Raw genomic sequence first — 17,336 nt, 5'->3', positions numbered from 1 at the left:
CCCGCCGGGGGGGGGGGATCCGGTATTCCAGAGACGCCTGTGCTTGAGCCGGGAAGCCGCGGCGTACTGGATCGCCCGGTCGAGCCGGGCGATGACAGTTGAGGCTGTGGACGCATCTTCGCATTCTCGCAACATGAGTCGCCCGAGTCTTGCTCTTCGTTTCGCCGCTCTAGGGCGTCAGGACCCTTCACCGTCCGCTTCGCGTGCTCTCGTCAGCACCACGAGCTGGAATGGGAGCGGCACTTGGACGGCGATGGCACGCGAGAGTATAAGGATGTCAATGATCTTCCCCTGCTGAGCCGGATTCGCTGTCGGCTAACGCATTCCGGCCCGACGCGAATTCAGGCTCCGACGGGTGCAGCTATCGCGATCTCAGAAGCAGCCGAGTGAGGGTCGTCCGATGGAGCTCCACCACGCGAACCAGATCGAGGAAACCATCGAACGCGATGTTCGGCTCGACCTGTTCAGAGGGCTCGGGTTGTGGATGATATTTCTGGATCACATCCCCAATGATGGAGCCATCGGCTGGATAACGCTGCGCAACTACGGCTTCAGTGACGCTGCGGAGTTCTTCGTTTTCATCTCGGGTTACCTTGCCGGCTTCATCTACGGCCCAATCATCGCTTCAGGATTCCTGCTGTCTGCAGCGAAGCGGCTGTGGACGCGGGCCGCGCATATCTACGCGGCGCATATCATGCTGTTCCTGATCTTCACGGCCCAGGTCGCGAGAACCTCCCGACGGCTCGACAATCCGATGTATGAGAACGAATTCAACGTTTTCAATTTTCTCCAGCATCCGGATATCCTGATCGGGCAGGCGCTCACCCTGCGATACAAGCCCGTGGATCTCGACGTGCTGCCGCTGTTCATTGTCTTGCTGCTCGCGGCCCCACTGGTCATCTGGGGCTTGGTGCGTCGCCCCAATCTCACCTTGCTGGCCTCGATTGTTCTCTACGTGCTGGCGCGATGGTTTGATTGGAACATCGCCTCCTATCCACCGGGCACAACGTGGTACTTCAATCCATTTTGCTGGCAGTTGCTCTTTGTATTCGGCCAGTGGTGTGGGATGGGCGCATTGTCTCAGATCTCCAGACTGATCCAGTCGCGGATCGTCGCAGCGGTCGCGATTGCGTGGCTGATCTTTTCGTTCCTGATCGTGATGACTTGGCATTTCCATGCGCTGGAGACGTTCATACCGGGATGGATGATGAAGTTCATCTACCCGATCGACAAAACGGACCTGGATATGTTGCGCTTGACCCACTTTCTCGCGCTCGCGGTCGTTGTCCATGGCCTGATTCCGCGGGACTGGCCGCCGCTGAAATCCCGATCATTGCGTCCACTGACCTTGTGCGGCGAGCATTCGCTTCCGATCTTTTGCCTCGGGGTCTTGCTTTCGTTCTCCGCCCATTGGGTCTTGACCCAATACAGCGGCGCGGTCATCGCACAGCTCGTGGTGAGCGCGGCCGGAATTGCGATCATGGTCGTCGCGGCATGGCTGTTGCATCGCGCCGACAACATTCCGAATTTGTTCGTCGATGTGACACATGCAGAGCTTCGACGGAAGATTGCCGACCGAACTGGATTAATAAGCAACAAGGAGCTGCCTTGATCGCGACGCCGCCTGGGGCTGTTACCAGCGAGCTGTTTCAAATCGCCTCTGATGTCCCGGAGCATCGCCGCGATGCCGTGCTCGACGACATCAGCAGCATCATCGACACGAACTGGCTGGCGGAGGAAAGATTCTGGTCGCGCCAGCACTCACCGTTCAAGGCCGACCACGGCATTGTCCTGCTCCACCACGGCGGCGCATGCGTGGCTTACATGATCGTTCAGCGCCTGGCTGTTGCCGGCACCTCGGTGATCTATCTTTCGGGCACCGCAGTCAGAGACAGCTATCGGGGCAGCGGCTTCTTCAAGCGGATGTTCGATACGGCCATGACGGCGGAGTTCGGTAGTCCGGCGGCGCCGGCAGAATTCTGCCTGTGCTGGCGGACGCGAAATCCGGTCATCTACGTCTTGGGTCGCGCGCAATGTCGAAGCGTCGTGCCGGCCATTCCGGGCGAGATACACGCGAGCGATCTCGACGAGCTTTGTCTCAGCCTGGCGGCAACCCTGTACCCTCGTCAGGCCATCGAGAAGGCGACGATGGCGATGCGGGGCGCCTATGGCCAGCTTCGCTATCGCGATGAGCCGCGGACGCAAACCTCGCCGGATGTCGACCGGTGGTTCGCGCAGACCATTCCCGGTAGCGCTGATGCCGTGTTCTGCGCCGGATGGGCGCGCAATCGCTGGTCTCGGTGCAATCAGTGATTGGCGATTTGCCCGGCCTCGACCGGGGCGGCGATGTGGCCCGGATCGATCCTTGCGTCGCGAATGCGCGACGGCCATCCGTGCCGTGACGCCAGCATCGTGAGTCTGTTCCTGACGAGATAATGCGCCGGGCCTTCGAGGAAGCGCCAGACGAACCATGCCAGCGCCACCATGCCTGCCACCACGAGCGCGGTCGAAACCGCGTCCGGCGTTGGCGTCATCAGGAGGAGGATCACGTAGCCGAGTTGCAGGTGCAGCAGATAGAGCGGATAGGTGATGCCGCCGACGGCCCTCACGACGCCGTCCGGCAGCGGCACCGACTTGATCCGGGTCGCGGCGAACACGATGCCGAGCGAGACGATGCAGATCGCGGTCACGACGCGCGGATCGAAGCTGCCATGGGTGTGGACGCCGAGCCGTTCCAGCTTATGCACGGCCTGGAACGTCGCGGTGCCCATCGCCAGCGTCAGCAGGCTGTAGAGCCTGGTGTCGCGCCGTCCGCGATAATGCTCGTAGATCAAGAGCCCGACGGCGAAGAAGCCGCTGTCGTCGGCCATGAACAGCTTCTCGAACAGCGGAACGTCCAGCGTCAGCTCGTTGACGAAGGTGATGGCGATCCACGCCAGAATGATGGTGTCGATCTTCCGCGGGAAAATGCCCCAGGCCAGGAACAGTGCGACCCAGACGTAGAACACGACCTCGATCACTAGCGACCAGTAGGCGTCGTCCATGTAGGGCTGACCGAGCATCGGCGCGGCGATGACCAGGTTTGCCAGCCATTGGCTCCACGTCACGTGGAAATACACCTGGCCCAGCAGCAGCGTCGTGAGGAAGGTCAGCGTCATGCAGATGACGAAGGTCGGATAGATCCGGCTGAAGCGGGCGATCGCAAATCCGATCGGCGTGCGGCCTTCGGCCGAGTAGGCGATGACGAAGCCGGAGATCGCGAAGAACACGGGGACGCCGAGGAAGCCGTACTGCGCGACCGGTGCGAGGTACGGCAACGCCACCTTCTGAACGCCGTGCGATGCCGTGCCCCAGAAGCCGTAATGGTACAGGATCACGGCCCCGACCGCGGCGAGCCGCAGCAGGTCGAGCACGCGAACCCGGGTCGGATCCGGTTGTTTGGGTACGCTCGGCATACGCCTTCAATGATGGCGGCCAGGCATGAAAGCGTTCTTAATTTGGCCCGCGCGGGGGCGGCGTCGCTGTTCACGATTGCAGGAGGCCGGTGGCGATGCCGGCGGCCGCGCTGAGGACGACCACCACGAGCGGCGGGGCGCGCCATGCCGTGAGCAGGACGAAGCCTGATAACGCGATGCCGAAATCGAGCGGACGCTGCACGCTGCTGATCCAGACCGGATCGTACAGCGCGGCACCGAGGATGCCGACCACGGCGGCGTTGACCCCGCGCATCATCGCCTGCGCCGCCGGCCGCTTGCGGAAGCCATCCCAGAACGGCAGCGCCGCGAGCAGGACGAGCAGTCCCGGCAGGAAGATGCCGACGAGGCCGACGAGCGCGCCCGGCACGCCGCCGATCACGGCGCCGAGATAGGCCGCGAAGGTGAACAGCGGGCCCGGCACGGCTTGTGCTGCGCCGTAGCCGGTCAGGAACGCATCGTCGCCGATCCAGCCCGGCGTCACCACGGCTTCGCGGAGCAGCGGCAGCACGACATGGCCGCCGCCGAACACCAGCGCGCCGGAGCGGTAGAAGGCTTCGAACAGGCCGAGGCCGGGCCATGCGCGGGCGAGCAGCGGCAGCCCGACCAGCAGGGCAAGGAACAGGATCATTGCGCAGAGGCCAACGCGGCGCGACACCGGCATCGAGATGTGAGTGACGCCGTCGGCCGGTTGCGCTGCCCGGCAGAACCACAGCCCGGCGACGGCACCGAGCACGATGGCGCCGATCTGCGCGATCGACGAGGAGCTCGTGAGGATGATGAGCGCCGCGACCGTCGCGATCGATGCGCGCTCGCGGTCGGGACAGAGCGAGCGCGCCATGCCCCAGACCGCCTGCGCCACGATCGCCACCGCGACCAGCTTGAGGCCATGCACCAGGCCCGCGCCGGCCGGGCCGCTCAATCCGCCGGCGCCGAAGGCAAACAGCACCAGCGCGATCGCCGAGGGTAGCGTGAAGCCGGTCCAGGCCGCGAGTGCGCCCAGATAGCCAGCGCGCATCAGGCCAAGCGAAAAGCCGACCTGGCTGCTCGCAGGCCCCGGCAGGAATTGGCAGAGCGCGACCAGATCCGCATAGGCCTGTTCGTCAAGCCAGCGCCGGCGGATGACGAACTCGTCGCGGAAATAGCCGATATGCGCGATCGGCCCGCCGAAGCAAGTCACACCGAGCTTGAGGAAAATGAGCAGCACCTCGAGAGGCGAGTGTGCTGACCTCGCGGCTGATGTGTTGGCGTGCTGGACGTCGGTATCGTTCAAGCGTCGTCAATTCCCTGGCTTGCGTTCCATGTCATCAGCGCAAGCATATCGTCAATCGATGACGCCCAAGCGCGATATTCTCGCGACGACCGTCAGCCGATCCAGCCGAGCAGCCGGAACCAGACGAGATAGAGCGGCGCCAGCACGACAAAGGAGATCAGGCCTACGACGAGGCACATCTTGACCGCCGCGCTGGTCGGCACGCGGGCCATGCCAGCGGCGACCACGATCGGTGCGGCCTGATACGGCAACAGCGGCGTCGCATAGGCGAACACCTGCGACATCAGCACGGTGGGAAGGCTGAGGCCGGTGTGCGCGGCGAGCGAGGCCGCAAGCGGCGTGAACACCGCGGGGACGCCGTTGGCGGTGACAACGAAATTCAAGAGGCTGGCAAGCCCGATCATCGAGGCGAAATCCGCCGCCGGCCGCGCCGGATCGAGCGGCAGGTGCGGAATAATGAGATCGCCGATCGCGGTGCCGAGCCCCGACCAGGCGACCACGGCAGCAAGCCCGAGAATGCCGCCGAGATAGATGCAGGTGCGGACATTGACGCCGGCAGCAAATTCCTCGCCGTTGAGGAAGCCGACGCGCGGCAGCAGGCAAAGGCATGCGGAGACCAGCCCGACCCAGGCCGGGCGGATGCCGTGCAGAGAGTCCGTCATCCAGAATGCGAGCGTCGCAAGCAGGATGATCGAGAGCCGCCATTCGGCCGCGCTCATCGGTGTCGCCTCGGCGCCGCCTTCGATCGGCTTGGGCGATGCAGGAAACAGCCACACCAGGCAGCCGATCAGCACGCCCCCCTTGAGGATGCCGATGACAGGCGCATGCAGCACGAGATACGACATGTAATCGAAGTGCACGCCATAGGCGCGCTCGGCGGCGCCGGTCATGATCAGGTTCGGCACGTTCGCCGGCAGGATCGACGCCGACAGCTGATAGGTGCCGAAGCCGACGGCGAGTGCGAGCGCGGCGCGGCCCGGCGATCCCTCCGCCAAGCCGGCGCGATCGGCCAGCGCCAGGATGATCGGCATCAACAGCGCGATGCGGCCCATGTTCGAGGGCATCACGAAGGCCAGCGCGTAAGTCAGCAGGATCACGCCGGCCACCATCCGAAACCAGGAGCCATTGAGATGGTCTGCGAGCAGCCGCGCGATCCGGTCGGCCAGCCCCACTTTGCGGATCGCGGTGCCGATGACGAAGCCGCCGAGCACCAGCCAGAACGCCTCCGACTGGAAGCCTGAGAACAGCACGTCCGGCGGCGCCGCGTGGAACACGGCGACTGCGGCGAAGAACAGCAGCGCTGTGAGGAATTCCGGCAGCAGGCTGGTGGCCCAGAGCAGGATGGCAATCGCGGCAAACCAGCCGGGATGGATCAGCGACGAGGCGGTCTCGGTCATGTCAGGGAATCAAGGGAACGAGGGCAGGACGACGCGACCATAGCACCGCGCAACCCGGCTGCGTGGCCGTGATCGGGCAAGGCTGACGTGCCGGGATGGCGGGGCGACCGGTGCGTGGCGTGAAGTCCGCGTCGCGCCCGATGCGGCGTTACGCGAAACGCCGATGGCAGACAGCTTCGATCCGGTTGCCGTCGGGGTCGCGCAGAAACGCCCCGTAGTAGTGGGGGTGATATTCGGGACGCAGACCCGGCGCGCCTTCGTCGCATCCTCCTGCCGAAAGCCCGGCACGCCAGAACGCGTCAACCTGCTCGCGGCGTTGCGCCTTGAAGCACCAATGCCGCCCGTATGCTTCATCGGGCACCGGTCCGGGGCGGATCAGCAAATAGGTCAGGTCCGGATGATCGGCGTCACAGCGCTCGCCGTAACTGATCCACGTCTCGCCACTGCTCATCTTGGTGACGGCGAGCGCTGCCATCACGGCGTCGTAGAAGGGCTCGGCGGCGCGTATATTGGATACGGTGATGGAGACGTGGTCCAACATGAACGATCTCCTGCATTGACGACGACGGCCCGGGCGGAGCGCCTCTCTATCACACACCGATCCGCGCGGCTCGTGCGCCGCGTCGGGTGCGTCACTCGTAGCGCATGTTCTTCGACGGCCGCCGCGCCGCCGGCATCGCCAGCACGACGAGACACAGCGCGATCATTGCCAGTCCCATGAATTCGAATGCAAATGCGTCCACGGGCCATTCTCCCCCATTAGAAACAGTTAGACTTGTTGGGGGAGCGTTGACGCGCTGTTAAGCCTTATGGTTACCGCCGCCAGCCTCCCGGCATGGTGGAGGGTGAGTTAACGCTCACGACGGGCATCGTGGAACAACGCGTTGGCGCTACGCCACGAGCTTCGGCAGCGCGGCTGCGAGCGCGTCGACCGCGAGCCGGACCTTCAGCGGCAGTCGCGGCGTCGGCAGCCACAGCGCATGGCAATCGTAGGGAAGCTCACCCTCGTTGCCGAGAACGCGGACCAGCGTGCCGCGCTCGAGGCGCTCGCGCACCAGCCAGGAGGGCAGCCACGCCAGTCCCATGCCGCGCGCGGCAGCGTCGGCGATGGCTTCGAGATCGTCGAGCCTGAGCCGCCCGGCAGGCCAGACCTCGCGCGGCTTCTGGCCGTCGCGCGGGAACAGCCACGGGCGCGCGCGCCCCCGGCGGCGATAGACGATCGCCCGGTGCTGGCCGAGCTCGTCGAGCGTGCGCGGCCTGCCGTTGGCCTTCAGATACGCGCGCGAGCCGCACACCACCATGCGCTGGCGCGCGATGCGCCGCGCGATCACGCCGGATTGCTCGTCGAGATCGCCGGTCCTGATCGCAAAATCGTAGCCGCCCTCCATCAGATCGGCGACCGGATCGCCGAACGAGAGATCGAGCTCCAGCGCAGGATACTTCTGCGTCAGCTTGAGCAGCAGCGGCGCGATGCAGTGCCGGCCCAACAGCGCCGGCATCGTCACCTTGAGGCGTCCGCGCGGTTCGGACAGCTGATCGGCCGCGAGCGCGTCGGCGGCATCAGCTTCGGCGAGCACCGCGCGACAGCGCTCGTAATAGGCCTGCCCGAACTCGGTCAGGCTCTGACGCCGCGTGGTGCGGTGGATCAGGCGAACGCCGAGCCGCTCCTCGAGGAAGCGGACATGCTTGCCGACCATCGGGCCGGACATCTCGAGCGCGTCGGCGGTGGCCGCGAAAGAGCCGAGATCGACCGCCCTGAGAAACACGGCCATGCTGGTCAGGCGATCCATCATTCGAAACCCTCAGTTTGGACTGTTCAGTCTGCGGGATGATTTATCCGCTGAACCGGCCTTGGCATAGCTCATTCAACTGAACTGTTTTGCAATTCAACTGCTTTGGAGTGTTGCCGATGGCTCGCGTGGTTCGTTTTCATCAACACGGTGGTCCCGAGGTGCTGCGCATCGAGGATGTGGCGATCGCGCCGCCGGCGCGCGGCGAGGTCCGGATTCGGATCAAGGCGCTCGGACTGAACCGCGCCGAGGCCCTGATGCGCACGGGGACTTACATCGAGACGCCGGCGCTGCCGTCCGGCCTCGGCCTTGAGGCAGCCGGCCTTGCCGAAGCGATCGGCGAGGGGGTCGACCGTTTCGCCCTAGGTGATGCCGTCAGCATCGTGCCGCCGATCTCGATGGCGCGGTGGCCGGCCTATGCCGAGCTCGCGACGTTCCCGGCCGAACTGGTCGTCAAGCATCCGCCAGAGCTGAGTTTTCAGGAAGCCGCCGCGGTGTGGATGCAATATCTCACGGCCTACGGCGCCTTGATTGATATTGCGAAGCTTGGGCGGAGCGAGGTCGTCGTCATCACGGCAGCATCGAGCAGCGTTGGCCTCGCCGCAATCCAGATCGCCAATCGTGTCGGTGCGATCCCGATCGCGGTGACGCGGACCTCGGCCAAGGCGCGGGCCTTGCGCGACGCCGGCGCTGCGCACGTGATCGCGTCGGCAGAGGAGGACCTGCAATCGAGGCTGGAGCAGATCGCAGGGCTGAACGGAGTTCGCGTCGTGCTCGATCCGGTCGGCGGTCCCGTCTTCATGCCGCTGACATCAGCGATGGCGCATGGCGGCATCCTGATCGAGTATGGCGGGCTCAGCCCGGAGCCGACGCCGTTTCCGCTGTTCACCGTGCTGAGCAAGAGCCTGATGCTGCGCGGCTACCGCGTGCACGAGATCGTCCAGGATCCAGCGCGGCTCGCCATGGCGAAGGCGTTCATCCTCGAGGGGCTTGCAGATGGCGCGCTGAAGCCGATCATTGCCAAGACGTTTCCGTTCGAGGAGATCGTTGCAGCGCACCGGTATCTCGAGTCGAACGTGCAGTTCGGGAAGATCGTCGTGACGGTGTGAGAGGTACTGACGATCCCCACCGTCATTGCGAGGAGCGAAGCGACGAAGCAATCCATTGTTCAGCGCATGTGGCGCGATGGATTGCTTCGCTGCGCTCGCAATGACGATGTGGAGGCCTTACGTCCCGCAGAAAGTCTGCGTCACCATCTGCTCGGGCAGCGGCGGATCGGCGTAGGCCGCGAATTGCGGCTGATCCTCGTAAGGCTTCGCCAGCACCGTCAGCAACTCCTCGAACGGGGCGTAGTCGTCGCTGTTGACGGCCGCCTGGATCACCGCCTCGATGCGGTGGTTGCGCGGGATGAAGGCCGGATTGAAGGCACCCATCGCGGCCTTGCGTTCGGCCGGCGTCTCGCTCTCCAGCGCGAGGCGGGCGCGCCAGCGGCCGGCCCATTCGTCGAACGCTGCCGGATCGGTGAACTGCGCGCGGACGTCGGCGGCGTCGCCGCTGGCTGCGTCGCCGAGATGGCGGAAGGTCAGCGTGAAGTCGGCTGCGTTCTTCGCCATCGCGTCGAGCAGGTCCTGGATCAGCGCCTCGTCACCGTCGCGTGCGGTGGACAGGCCGACCTTGGCGCGCAGCCCCGCCTGATAGGCCGCAGTGAATTTCTCCGGGAATTCGCCGAGGATCACTTGCGCCTGTTCGATGGCCTTCTCCTGCTCGCCGTCGAACAGCGGCAACAGGCACTCGGCGAGCCGGGTCAGATTCCACAGCGCGATCCGCGGCTGGTTGGCATAGGCGTAGCGGCCCATCTCGTCGATCGAGGAAAACACCTGCGCCGGATTGTAGGCGTCGAGGAACGCGCAGGGGCCGTAGTCGATGGTCTCGCCCGAGATCGAGGAGTTGTCGGTGTTCATCACGCCGTGGATGAAGCCGACCAGCAGCCAGCGCGCGACCAGCGTGGCCTGCCGCGCCACGACGCCGGCGAGCAGTGCGTGATAGGGCTGGGCGGCATCCTTCAGCTCGGGATAGTGCCTGGCGATGACATGGTCGGCCAGCGCACGCACGCCGTCGGTGTCGCCGCGAGCGGCGAAGAACTGGAAGGTGCCGACGCGGATGTGGCTCGCGGCGACGCGGGTCAGGACCGCGCCGGGCAGTGCGGTCTCGCGCATCACGGCCTCGCCGGTGACGACCGCGGCGAGCGAACGCGTGGTCGGGATGCCCAAGGCGAACATCGCCTCGCTGACGATGTATTCGCGCAGCACCGGGCCGAGCGCGGCGCGGCCATCGCCGCGGCGGGAGAACGGGGTGGGGCCCGATCCCTTGAGCTGGATGTCGCGGCGGGTGCCGTCCCTGTCGATGACCTCGCCGAGCAGGATGGCGCGGCCGTCGCCGAGCTGGGGAACAAAGTGCCCGAACTGATGGCCGGCATAGGCCATGGCGATCGGGTCGGCGCCATCAGGCAGCCGCTTGCCGGCGAGGATTTCGGCGCCCTCCGCCGTCGAGAGCAGGTCCGGATCCAGCCCGAGCTGGACCGCGAGCGGCCGGTTCAGCTTGATCAGCCGGGGGGCGGCCACCGGGGTCGGCGCGACGCGGGCGAAAAAGTTCGCCGGCAGCGCCGAATAGGTGTTCTGGAACGGGAAATGGATGGTCATATCGGGAAGATAGGCCCGCGGGCCGAATAGGCAAACGATTGGCGGCGTCGGTGCGGAAAATCTGCCGTTTGGCCCGAAAACCGGGCGTTCCCTTGGTTGCCGCACCCGGCCTCGTCGGGTAAACCCTCCGCAACTTCGGACAGGGCATTTTGGCCCTGTCGCGATTCGACCCTCCGACATCAGTTTTGGAACGAATATGCATCGCTACCGGTCACACACATGCGGCGCGCTCCGAGAGAGCGATATCGACCAGACGGCCAGGCTGTCAGGCTGGGTCCACCGTGTCCGGGACCATGGCGGCGTGCTGTTCGTCGACCTGCGCGACCATTACGGCATCACCCAGTGCGTGGCCGATCCGGACTCGCCGGCGTTCGCCGAGGTCGAGAAGTTCCGCTCGGAGTGGGTGGTGCGGATCGACGGCAAGGTGCGCCGCCGTCCCGCCGGCACCGATAATCCGGAACTGCCGACCGGCATGATCGAGGTCTACATCAAGGAGATCGAGGTGCTCGGCGCGGCGGCCGAGTTGCCGCTGCCGGTGTTCGGCGAGCAGGAATATCCTGAGGATATCAGGCTCAAGTATCGCTTCCTCGACCTGCGTCGCGAGAAGCTGCACCAGAACATCATGACCCGCGGCGCTGTGGTCGATTCCATGCGCAAGCGGATGAAGGAGCAGGGCTTCTTCGAATTCCAGACCCCGATCCTGACGGCGTCTTCGCCGGAAGGCGCGCGCGATTTCGTGGTGCCGTCGCGGATTCATCCCGGCAAGTTCTACGCGCTGCCGCAGGCGCCGCAGCAGTACAAGCAGCTCCTGATGATGTCGGGTTTCGACCGCTACTTCCAGATTGCGCCGTGCTTCCGCGACGAGGATCCGCGCGCCGACCGTCTGCCGGAGTTCTACCAGCTCGACGTCGAGATGAGCTTCGTCACCCAGGACGACGTGTTCGCGGCGATGGAGCCCGTCATCACCGGCGTGTTCGAGGATTTTGCCAACGGCAAGCCGGTGACGAAGAACTGGCCGCGGATTCCGTTCGCGGAAGCGGTGCGCAAATACGGCTCCGACAAGCCGGACCTGCGCAACAAGATCGTGATGCAGGAGGTCTCCGAGCACTTCCGCGGCTCCGGCTTCAAGGTGTTCGCGCGGATGCTGGAAGACCCGAAGAACCAGGTCTGGGCGATCCCGGGCACCGGCGGTGGCAGCCGCGCGTTCTGCGACCGCATGAACTCCTGGGCGCAGGGCGAGGGCCAGCCCGGCCTCGGCTACATCATGTGGCGCGAGGGCGGCGAGGGCGCAGGTCCGCTCGCCAACAACATCGGCCCGGAACGCACTGCCGCAATCCGCGACCAGCTCGGCCTCAACGAGGGCGATGCTGCATTCTTCGTCGCAGGCGACCCGGAGAAGTTCTGGAAGTTCGCAGGCTTGGCGCGCACCAAGCTCGGCGAGGAATTGAACCTGATCGACAAGGACCGGTTCGAGTTCGCCTGGATCGTCGACTTCCCGATGTACGAGTATGACGAGGAGAACAAGAAGGTCGACTTCTCGCACAACCCGTTCTCGATGCCGCAAGGTGGCCTGGAGGCGCTGCAGTCGCAGGACCCGCTGACCATCAAGGCGTTCCAGTACGACATCGCCTGCAACGGTTACGAGATGGCGTCAGGCGGCATCCGGAACCACAAGCCGGAAGCGATGGTGAAGGCGTTCGAGATCGCAGGCTACGGCGAGCAGGAGGTCATCGACCGTTTCGGCGGCATGTACCGCGCGTTCCAGTACGGCGCGCCGCCGCATGGCGGCATGGCGGCCGGTCTCGAGCGCATCGTGATGCTGTTGTGCGGCACCAACAATCTGCGCGAGGTCTCGCTGTTCCCGATGAATCAGCAGTACGTGGACCTTCTGATGGGCGCGCCGTCGGAAGCCACGCCGAAGCAGCTCAAGGAGCTGCACATCAAGACCAACCCGCCGGCGAAGAGCTAGCCTGTGAAGTTACCTCGCCCCGCGCTTGCGGGGAGAGGTCGGCGCGAAGCGCCGGGTGAGGGACTTCTTTCCGCGTAAACTCGTCTTCCTGAATTTGCGGAATCAGCCCCTCACCCTGACCCTCTCCCCGTAAGAACGGGGAGAGGGAAAAGAACGGCGAGCGCGTCACAGTCCGGTCGAGGCCTCGATCCGGAATTGCGCCAGCGCCGACGGCGGATCGGTCTTGAGCAGTTGCATCAGCTGAAGCGCCGGCGCTTTCGCGCGTGGCGTCAGCTTGATGACCAGCGTCTGTCCCGGCGTCTCGATGAACTGGCTGATAGCGGTGACGAGCGCCGTGACATCGGCACTGCCTCCGCTCAACGCTTGGCCCTGCGCCTTGATGCTGTTGAGGACGGCGCTGCGCGCCTCGTCGCGGCTGACATTCTGGGTGCGCGCGTACTGGGCGATGGCGAGATCGATGACGCCGAGATCGTGGACGGCAAGTTCGATCGTGCCTGCCTCGATCTGCGCGGCCGCGCCCAGGGATTCCGCGGCGCTGGTCGAGAATGCCTCGCGCGGCACGTTGGCGAGCGTGACCTTCGCCGACGCATTGAGGAGGCCCGGCATGTCGAGCTTGACCGGCTCCAGCGCGAACGAGCGTGACGCCTCGGTCCAGACCGCGCCGAGATCGGCATCGACGGCCATCCGGTCGATCCCGGCGGCGACGAGTGCCTGTTGCCGCGGATCGGCTGCATCCAGCGGCGCCGCCATCTTCGCGACCAGCCGCAGCTTGCTCGGGATCGATCCGACGAACTGGCCCCAGTCGAGGCTCAGGACGTCGATGTTGACCGGCTTGCCGGTGGATTTGTACGGCGACGTGACACCCTTGACCTCGACGCCCTCGATCAGGGGCAACAGCGTCAGCGCCTGTTCGGGCGACGGCTTCTGCGCAGCGAACCGTGCCGACAGCCGCATGAGGTTGACAACATCGAGCGACTTCAGCGCGAAACGTCCGACCTTGAAGGGGCCGTTCTCGGCATTGCCATCAAGTCCCTCGACCGCAAGCTCGCCGATCTTGCCGTGCTCGAAGTTGAACCGCATCGAGGCAAGCTTGAGCGGGCCTTTCGGCGTCTCAACCGAGAACCCGTGCATCTCGGCATTTCCGATGCCGGCACCCGCATAGAGGCCGGCGACCTTCTCCAGCAGTTCGCGCGCCTGGGCCGGAGACGGCGGTGGACTGCCCGGTGGCGGGACCATTGCCAGCAGCGCCGGCAGTTGCATCTTTGACGGGTTGATCCTGACGTCGTCGATGGTCATGCCATCGATCCGCATGTTGAGGTGAGGCGTGGTCGTGGTGGTGATCACGTAGGGGCCGGCGGAAACGCGTCCCTGAACCCGGTACTCCCGGTCATCGTTGGCTTTGGCCGGATCGAATATCGCCGCCATCGCGCCGACGTCGATATCGGTCGCGACCATATTCGCAAGATCGCCGGTCGTCTTGATCGCCTTGCCGGCCGCCTGCGAATTGATCGTGAAGGCAACCTTGTCGATCTTGTTGGTGCCGATCTTTCCGTTCTTCATGTTTTCGATGGCAAGGCCCGAATAGGCGAATTCGCCGCCGGCGCCGTCGCCGATATGTGCGGCGGCGCTGAAGGTCATCGTTCCGGTCAAGGTGGGCGCGGTCACCGACGATGCGTTGATGCTCGCGAGCTGGGTGAATGCGAACCGGTACAGTTCGAAGATCGACGACGAGGCGGGAAGCTGGGGCAGGCCGGCCGGACCGGAATAGTCCTTCACCGTGATCTGCGGCGCCTTGTAGGTCAGGACGGCGATGGTCGGCGTCGGCCCCGTCGCGCCGATCTCAACATCATTGAATGCGATATTTTCAGCAGAGATCCGGCCCGCGTCAGGTTGACCGAGGCCTGTCATGGTGAGGCTGGCAATCCTGACGTTGACCGGGGGCTGTGTCCCTGACTCGGTGGCAATGTCCGAAATCGTCAGGGTGCGGCTCTTGGTGTCGAACGCGATCTTGCCGTGGCTCGCCTTGGCGCCGGCGGCACGGACCTGCTCGAAGGCGGCCTCGACGTCGCGCGTGACCCGGCGCTGGGCATAGAAGTCGAAACCGAAGTAGCCGCCGGCCGCGAGGACTGCGACGGCGACCAGGCCGAGCAGAATTTTCTTCATTCGGTCAACTCCGGATCATCAAGGGAAAAAAATTGCCAATCGGCGGTCGGAAGGTGCAGCATCGATGACGGGCCCGCCCGGGCCTGTTGACGGGGATAGTATCCGATGTTGCATCCAGGCGGCGGGACATGCTTCACATCCGGCTCGATTTGCCGGACAACTGACTTTTGCCTGGATTAGCATAGAAACAAGAAATTTGGGCCGGAAACGCGGGGAGCACGCATGTCGTCATCGTCTGAAGAACTCCATAACGCTGCGCTCGCCTATCACCGGCTGCCGCGGCCGGGCAAGCTCGAGATCCAGGCGATCAAGCCGCTCGCCAATCAGCGCGACCTGGCGCTGGCCTATTCGCCGGGCGTCGCCGCCGCCTGCACCGAGATTGCCAATAATCCCGCCGAGGCGGCCACGCTGACCGCCCGCGCCAATCTGGTGGCCGTGGTCTCGAACGGCACCGCGGTGCTCGGGCTCGGCAATATCGGCCCGCTGGCCTCCAAGCCCGTCATGGAAGGCAAGGCGGTGCTGTTCAAGAAATTCGCGGGCATCGACGTGTTCGACATCGAGATCAATGCGAACACGATCGAGCGTGTGGTGGAGACCGTCGCGGCGCTGGAGCCGACCTTCGGCGGCATCAATCTGGAGGATATCCGCGGCCCGGAGTGCTTCGAGATCGAGACCCAGCTCAAGGAGCGCATGAAGATCCCGGTGTTCCACGACGACCAGCATGGCACTGCCATCATCGTTGCGGCCGCGATCGTCAACGGGCTGCTGCTGAACGGCAAGCAACTGTCCGATGTGAAGATCGTCTGCTCGGGCGCGGGTGCTGCCGCGATCGCGACCCTCAATCTCCTGGTCTCGATGGGCGCGCAGCGCAAGAACATCTTCGTCTGCGACATCGACGGTGTGGTCTATGACGGCCGCAACACCACGATGGACCGCTGGAAGGCGGTCTACACCCAGAAGACCGACGCGCGCGTGCTCGCCGACGTCGTTCCGGGCGCGGACATTTTCATCGGGCTGTCGGCGCCGGGCGTGCTGAAGCCTGAGATGGTCAAGCAGATGGCCGACAAGCCGTTGGTGATGGCGCTTGCCAATCCGGTGCCGGAGATCATGCCGGAAGAGGCGCGCGCGGCGCGTCCCGACGCGATGATCTGCACCGGCCGGTCGGACTATCCGAACCAGGTCAACAACGTGCTGTGCTTCCCCTTCATCTTCCGCGGTGCGCTCGACGTCGGCGCCACCGCGATCAACGAGGCGATGAAGCATGCCGCAGTCGACGCGATCGCGCAGCTCGCGCGCGATCCGCCGTCGGATGCGGTGGCCCATGGTTTCGATAGCGGCGAGACGCAGGGGTTCGGCCCGGGCTCGCTGATCCCGAGCCCGTTCGATCCGCGGCTGATCCTGCGTATCGCGCCGGCGGTCGCCAAGGCCGCGATCGAGTCCGGCGTCGCGACCCGGCCGATCACCAATTTCGACGAGTACGCCGCCAATCTCGAACGTTTCGCGTTCCGCTCCGGCCTCACCATGAAGCCGGTGTTCGCCAAGGCGAAGACCCAGCCGGTGCGCGTGATCTACGCCGAGGGCGAGGACGAGCGCGTGCTGCGCGCGACCCAGGTGGTGCTCGAGGAAAAGCTGGCGCGGCCGATCCTGGTCGGCCGTCCGTCGGTGGTCGAGACCAGGATCAAGCGCTTCGGCCTGTCGATCAAGGCTGGCCGCGATTTCGATCTGGTCAATCCCGAGGACGATCCGCGCTACCGCTCCTACGTGCAGTCCTATATCGACGTCGCCGGCCGGCGCGGTGTGACGCCGGAGGGTGCGCGGACCGTGGTCCGTACCAACAACACCGTCATCGCGGCGCTCGCGGTGTCGCGCGGCGAGGCCGACGCCATGCTGTGCGGCGTCGAGGGCCGCTACATGAGCCATCTGCGCCATGTCCGCGAGATCATCGGCTTCCTGCCGGGAGTCAGCGACTACGCCGCGCTGGCGCTGATGATCACCTCGACCGGCGCCCATTTCCTCGCCGACACCCAGGTGCGGCCGAATCCGAGTGCGGAGGAACTCGCCGAAGTGGCGTCGCTCGCGGCGATCCACGTCCAGCGCTTCGCCTTCAAGCCGAAGGTTGCCTTCGTGTCACATTCCGACTTTGGCAGCTACGATACGGACTCCTCGCGCAAGATGCGGCGGGCCACCCAGCTCCTGAAGGACAAGCATCCGGAGATCGAGGCCGACGGCGAAATGCAGGGCGACACCGCGCTGTCGGCCGTTGCCCGGCGCATGGTTCTGCCGCAGTCGCGACTGGAAGGCGAGGCCAACATCCTGATCATGCCGAACCTCGACGCCGCCAACATCGCCTATCAAATGATCAAGTCGTTGGCCAACGCGTTGCCGGTGGGGCCGATCCTGATCGGTCCGGCGCGCCCGGCGCACATCCTCACCCCCGGCGTGACGGCGCGCGGCATCCTCAACATGACGGCGGTCGCCGCCGTCGAAGCCCAGGAGCGCGCCGGCCGCGCGCAGCCGACGCTGTTCGGCTGACAGACGTCGTTTGAGCACGTTATGTTCGGAGAACCGCAGC

Annotated in this window: 12 protein-coding genes; 5 read left to right on the top strand and 7 right to left on the bottom strand. The window is 65.2% G+C overall.

All coding sequences use genetic code 11. The annotated features are described in order from the left end of the window. Positions 1-400: 400 nt before the first annotated feature. Both BraRD5C2_RS09450 and BraRD5C2_RS09445 read left to right on the top strand, forming a co-directional pair. Entirely contained in the window at positions 401-1,612 is a 1,212-nt protein-coding gene (locus BraRD5C2_RS09450) for an OpgC domain-containing protein (RefSeq protein WP_223968007.1), read from the top strand. Next, the gene (locus BraRD5C2_RS09445; protein WP_223968006.1) at positions 1,609-2,313 is read left to right on the top strand and encodes a hypothetical protein; all 705 of its coding nucleotides are present in this window, start codon (positions 1,609-1,611) and stop codon (positions 2,311-2,313) included. The genes BraRD5C2_RS09450 and BraRD5C2_RS09445 overlap by 4 nt, the downstream gene beginning before the upstream one ends. Here BraRD5C2_RS09445 and BraRD5C2_RS09440 read toward each other — a convergent pair. The 5 genes from BraRD5C2_RS09440 to BraRD5C2_RS09420 all read right to left on the bottom strand — a co-directional run bounded on the left by BraRD5C2_RS09440 (position 2,307) and on the right by BraRD5C2_RS09420 (position 7,933). Continuing rightward, positions 2,307-3,455 carry an acyltransferase family protein gene (locus tag BraRD5C2_RS09440; RefSeq protein WP_223968005.1) on the bottom strand — a complete coding sequence of 383 codons (1,149 nt, stop codon included), beginning with the start codon at positions 3,453-3,455 and terminating at the stop codon, positions 2,307-2,309. The two genes, BraRD5C2_RS09445 and BraRD5C2_RS09440, sit on opposite strands and share 7 nt — an antisense overlap. Positions 3,456-3,525: 70 nt before the next feature. Then, on the bottom strand, positions 3,526-4,746 hold the full coding sequence (gene chrA, locus BraRD5C2_RS09435) for a chromate efflux transporter (RefSeq protein ID WP_223968004.1): 1,221 nt from the start codon (positions 4,744-4,746) through the stop codon (positions 3,526-3,528). Between the two features lie 92 nt (positions 4,747-4,838). Continuing rightward, the gene (locus BraRD5C2_RS09430) at positions 4,839-6,143 is read right to left on the bottom strand and encodes an SLC13 family permease (RefSeq protein ID WP_223968003.1); all 1,305 of its coding nucleotides are present in this window, start codon (positions 6,141-6,143) and stop codon (positions 4,839-4,841) included. A 148-nt stretch (positions 6,144-6,291) separates the two neighbouring features. Further along, entirely contained in the window at positions 6,292-6,684 is a 393-nt protein-coding gene (locus BraRD5C2_RS09425; protein WP_223968002.1) for a VOC family protein, read from the bottom strand. Between the two features lie 349 nt (positions 6,685-7,033). Next, entirely contained in the window at positions 7,034-7,933 is a 900-nt protein-coding gene (locus tag BraRD5C2_RS09420) for a LysR family transcriptional regulator (protein WP_223968055.1), read from the bottom strand. A 119-nt stretch (positions 7,934-8,052) separates the two neighbouring features. On the opposite strand from BraRD5C2_RS09420, the gene BraRD5C2_RS09415 reads away from it, so the two are divergent. After that, entirely contained in the window at positions 8,053-9,042 is a 990-nt protein-coding gene (locus BraRD5C2_RS09415; RefSeq protein WP_223968001.1) for a zinc-dependent alcohol dehydrogenase family protein, read from the top strand. Positions 9,043-9,159: 117 nt separating this feature from the next. Here BraRD5C2_RS09415 and BraRD5C2_RS09410 read toward each other — a convergent pair whose 3' ends face one another. Continuing rightward, positions 9,160-10,632 carry a protein adenylyltransferase SelO gene (locus BraRD5C2_RS09410; RefSeq protein WP_223968000.1) on the bottom strand — a complete coding sequence of 491 codons (1,473 nt, stop codon included), beginning with the start codon at positions 10,630-10,632 and terminating at the stop codon, positions 9,160-9,162. Between the two features lie 196 nt (positions 10,633-10,828). Between BraRD5C2_RS09410 and aspS the strand changes: the two genes are divergently transcribed. Beyond that, positions 10,829-12,601 (top strand): aspartate--tRNA ligase, encoded by a 1,773-nt coding sequence (aspS, locus tag BraRD5C2_RS09405; RefSeq protein WP_223967999.1) that lies wholly within the window; start codon positions 10,829-10,831, stop codon positions 12,599-12,601. A gap of 165 nt (positions 12,602-12,766) precedes the next feature. Here aspS and BraRD5C2_RS09400 read toward each other — a convergent pair whose 3' ends face one another. Continuing rightward, the gene (locus BraRD5C2_RS09400; protein WP_223967998.1) at positions 12,767-14,764 is read right to left on the bottom strand and encodes a hypothetical protein; all 1,998 of its coding nucleotides are present in this window, start codon (positions 14,762-14,764) and stop codon (positions 12,767-12,769) included. Positions 14,765-14,986: 222 nt separating this feature from the next. Here BraRD5C2_RS09400 and BraRD5C2_RS09395 point away from each other — a divergent pair, with 222 nt between their 5' ends. Next, positions 14,987-17,296, top strand: a complete 2,310-nt coding sequence (locus BraRD5C2_RS09395; RefSeq protein ID WP_223967997.1) for an NADP-dependent malic enzyme — start codon at positions 14,987-14,989, stop codon at positions 17,294-17,296. The last annotated feature ends 40 nt before the right edge of the window (positions 17,297-17,336 follow it).

Origin of the sequence: Bradyrhizobium sp. RD5-C2 (genome assembly GCF_019972155.1) — a bacterium.
Lineage (GTDB): Bacteria > Pseudomonadota > Alphaproteobacteria > Rhizobiales > Xanthobacteraceae > Bradyrhizobium.
This window is presented reverse-complemented; position numbering and strand designations above follow the sequence as displayed.

Coding starts and splice junctions, on each gene's coding strand:
- BraRD5C2_RS09395 (WP_223967997.1), top strand. CDS start 14,987: ATGTCGTCATCGTCTGAAGAACTCCATAACGCTGCGCTCGCCTATCAC.
- BraRD5C2_RS09410 (WP_223968000.1), bottom strand. CDS start 10,632: ATGACCATCCATTTCCCGTTCCAGAACACCTATTCGGCGCTGCCGGCG.
- BraRD5C2_RS09450 (WP_223968007.1), top strand. CDS start 401: ATGGAGCTCCACCACGCGAACCAGATCGAGGAAACCATCGAACGCGAT.
- aspS (WP_223967999.1), top strand. CDS start 10,829: ATGCATCGCTACCGGTCACACACATGCGGCGCGCTCCGAGAGAGCGAT.
- BraRD5C2_RS09425 (WP_223968002.1), bottom strand. CDS start 6,684: ATGTTGGACCACGTCTCCATCACCGTATCCAATATACGCGCCGCCGAG.
- BraRD5C2_RS09420 (WP_223968055.1), bottom strand. CDS start 7,933: ATGGATCGCCTGACCAGCATGGCCGTGTTTCTCAGGGCGGTCGATCTC.
- BraRD5C2_RS09400 (WP_223967998.1), bottom strand. CDS start 14,764: ATGAAGAAAATTCTGCTCGGCCTGGTCGCCGTCGCAGTCCTCGCGGCC.
- BraRD5C2_RS09440 (WP_223968005.1), bottom strand. CDS start 3,455: ATGCCGAGCGTACCCAAACAACCGGATCCGACCCGGGTTCGCGTGCTC.
- BraRD5C2_RS09415 (WP_223968001.1), top strand. CDS start 8,053: ATGGCTCGCGTGGTTCGTTTTCATCAACACGGTGGTCCCGAGGTGCTG.
- BraRD5C2_RS09430 (WP_223968003.1), bottom strand. CDS start 6,143: ATGACCGAGACCGCCTCGTCGCTGATCCATCCCGGCTGGTTTGCCGCG.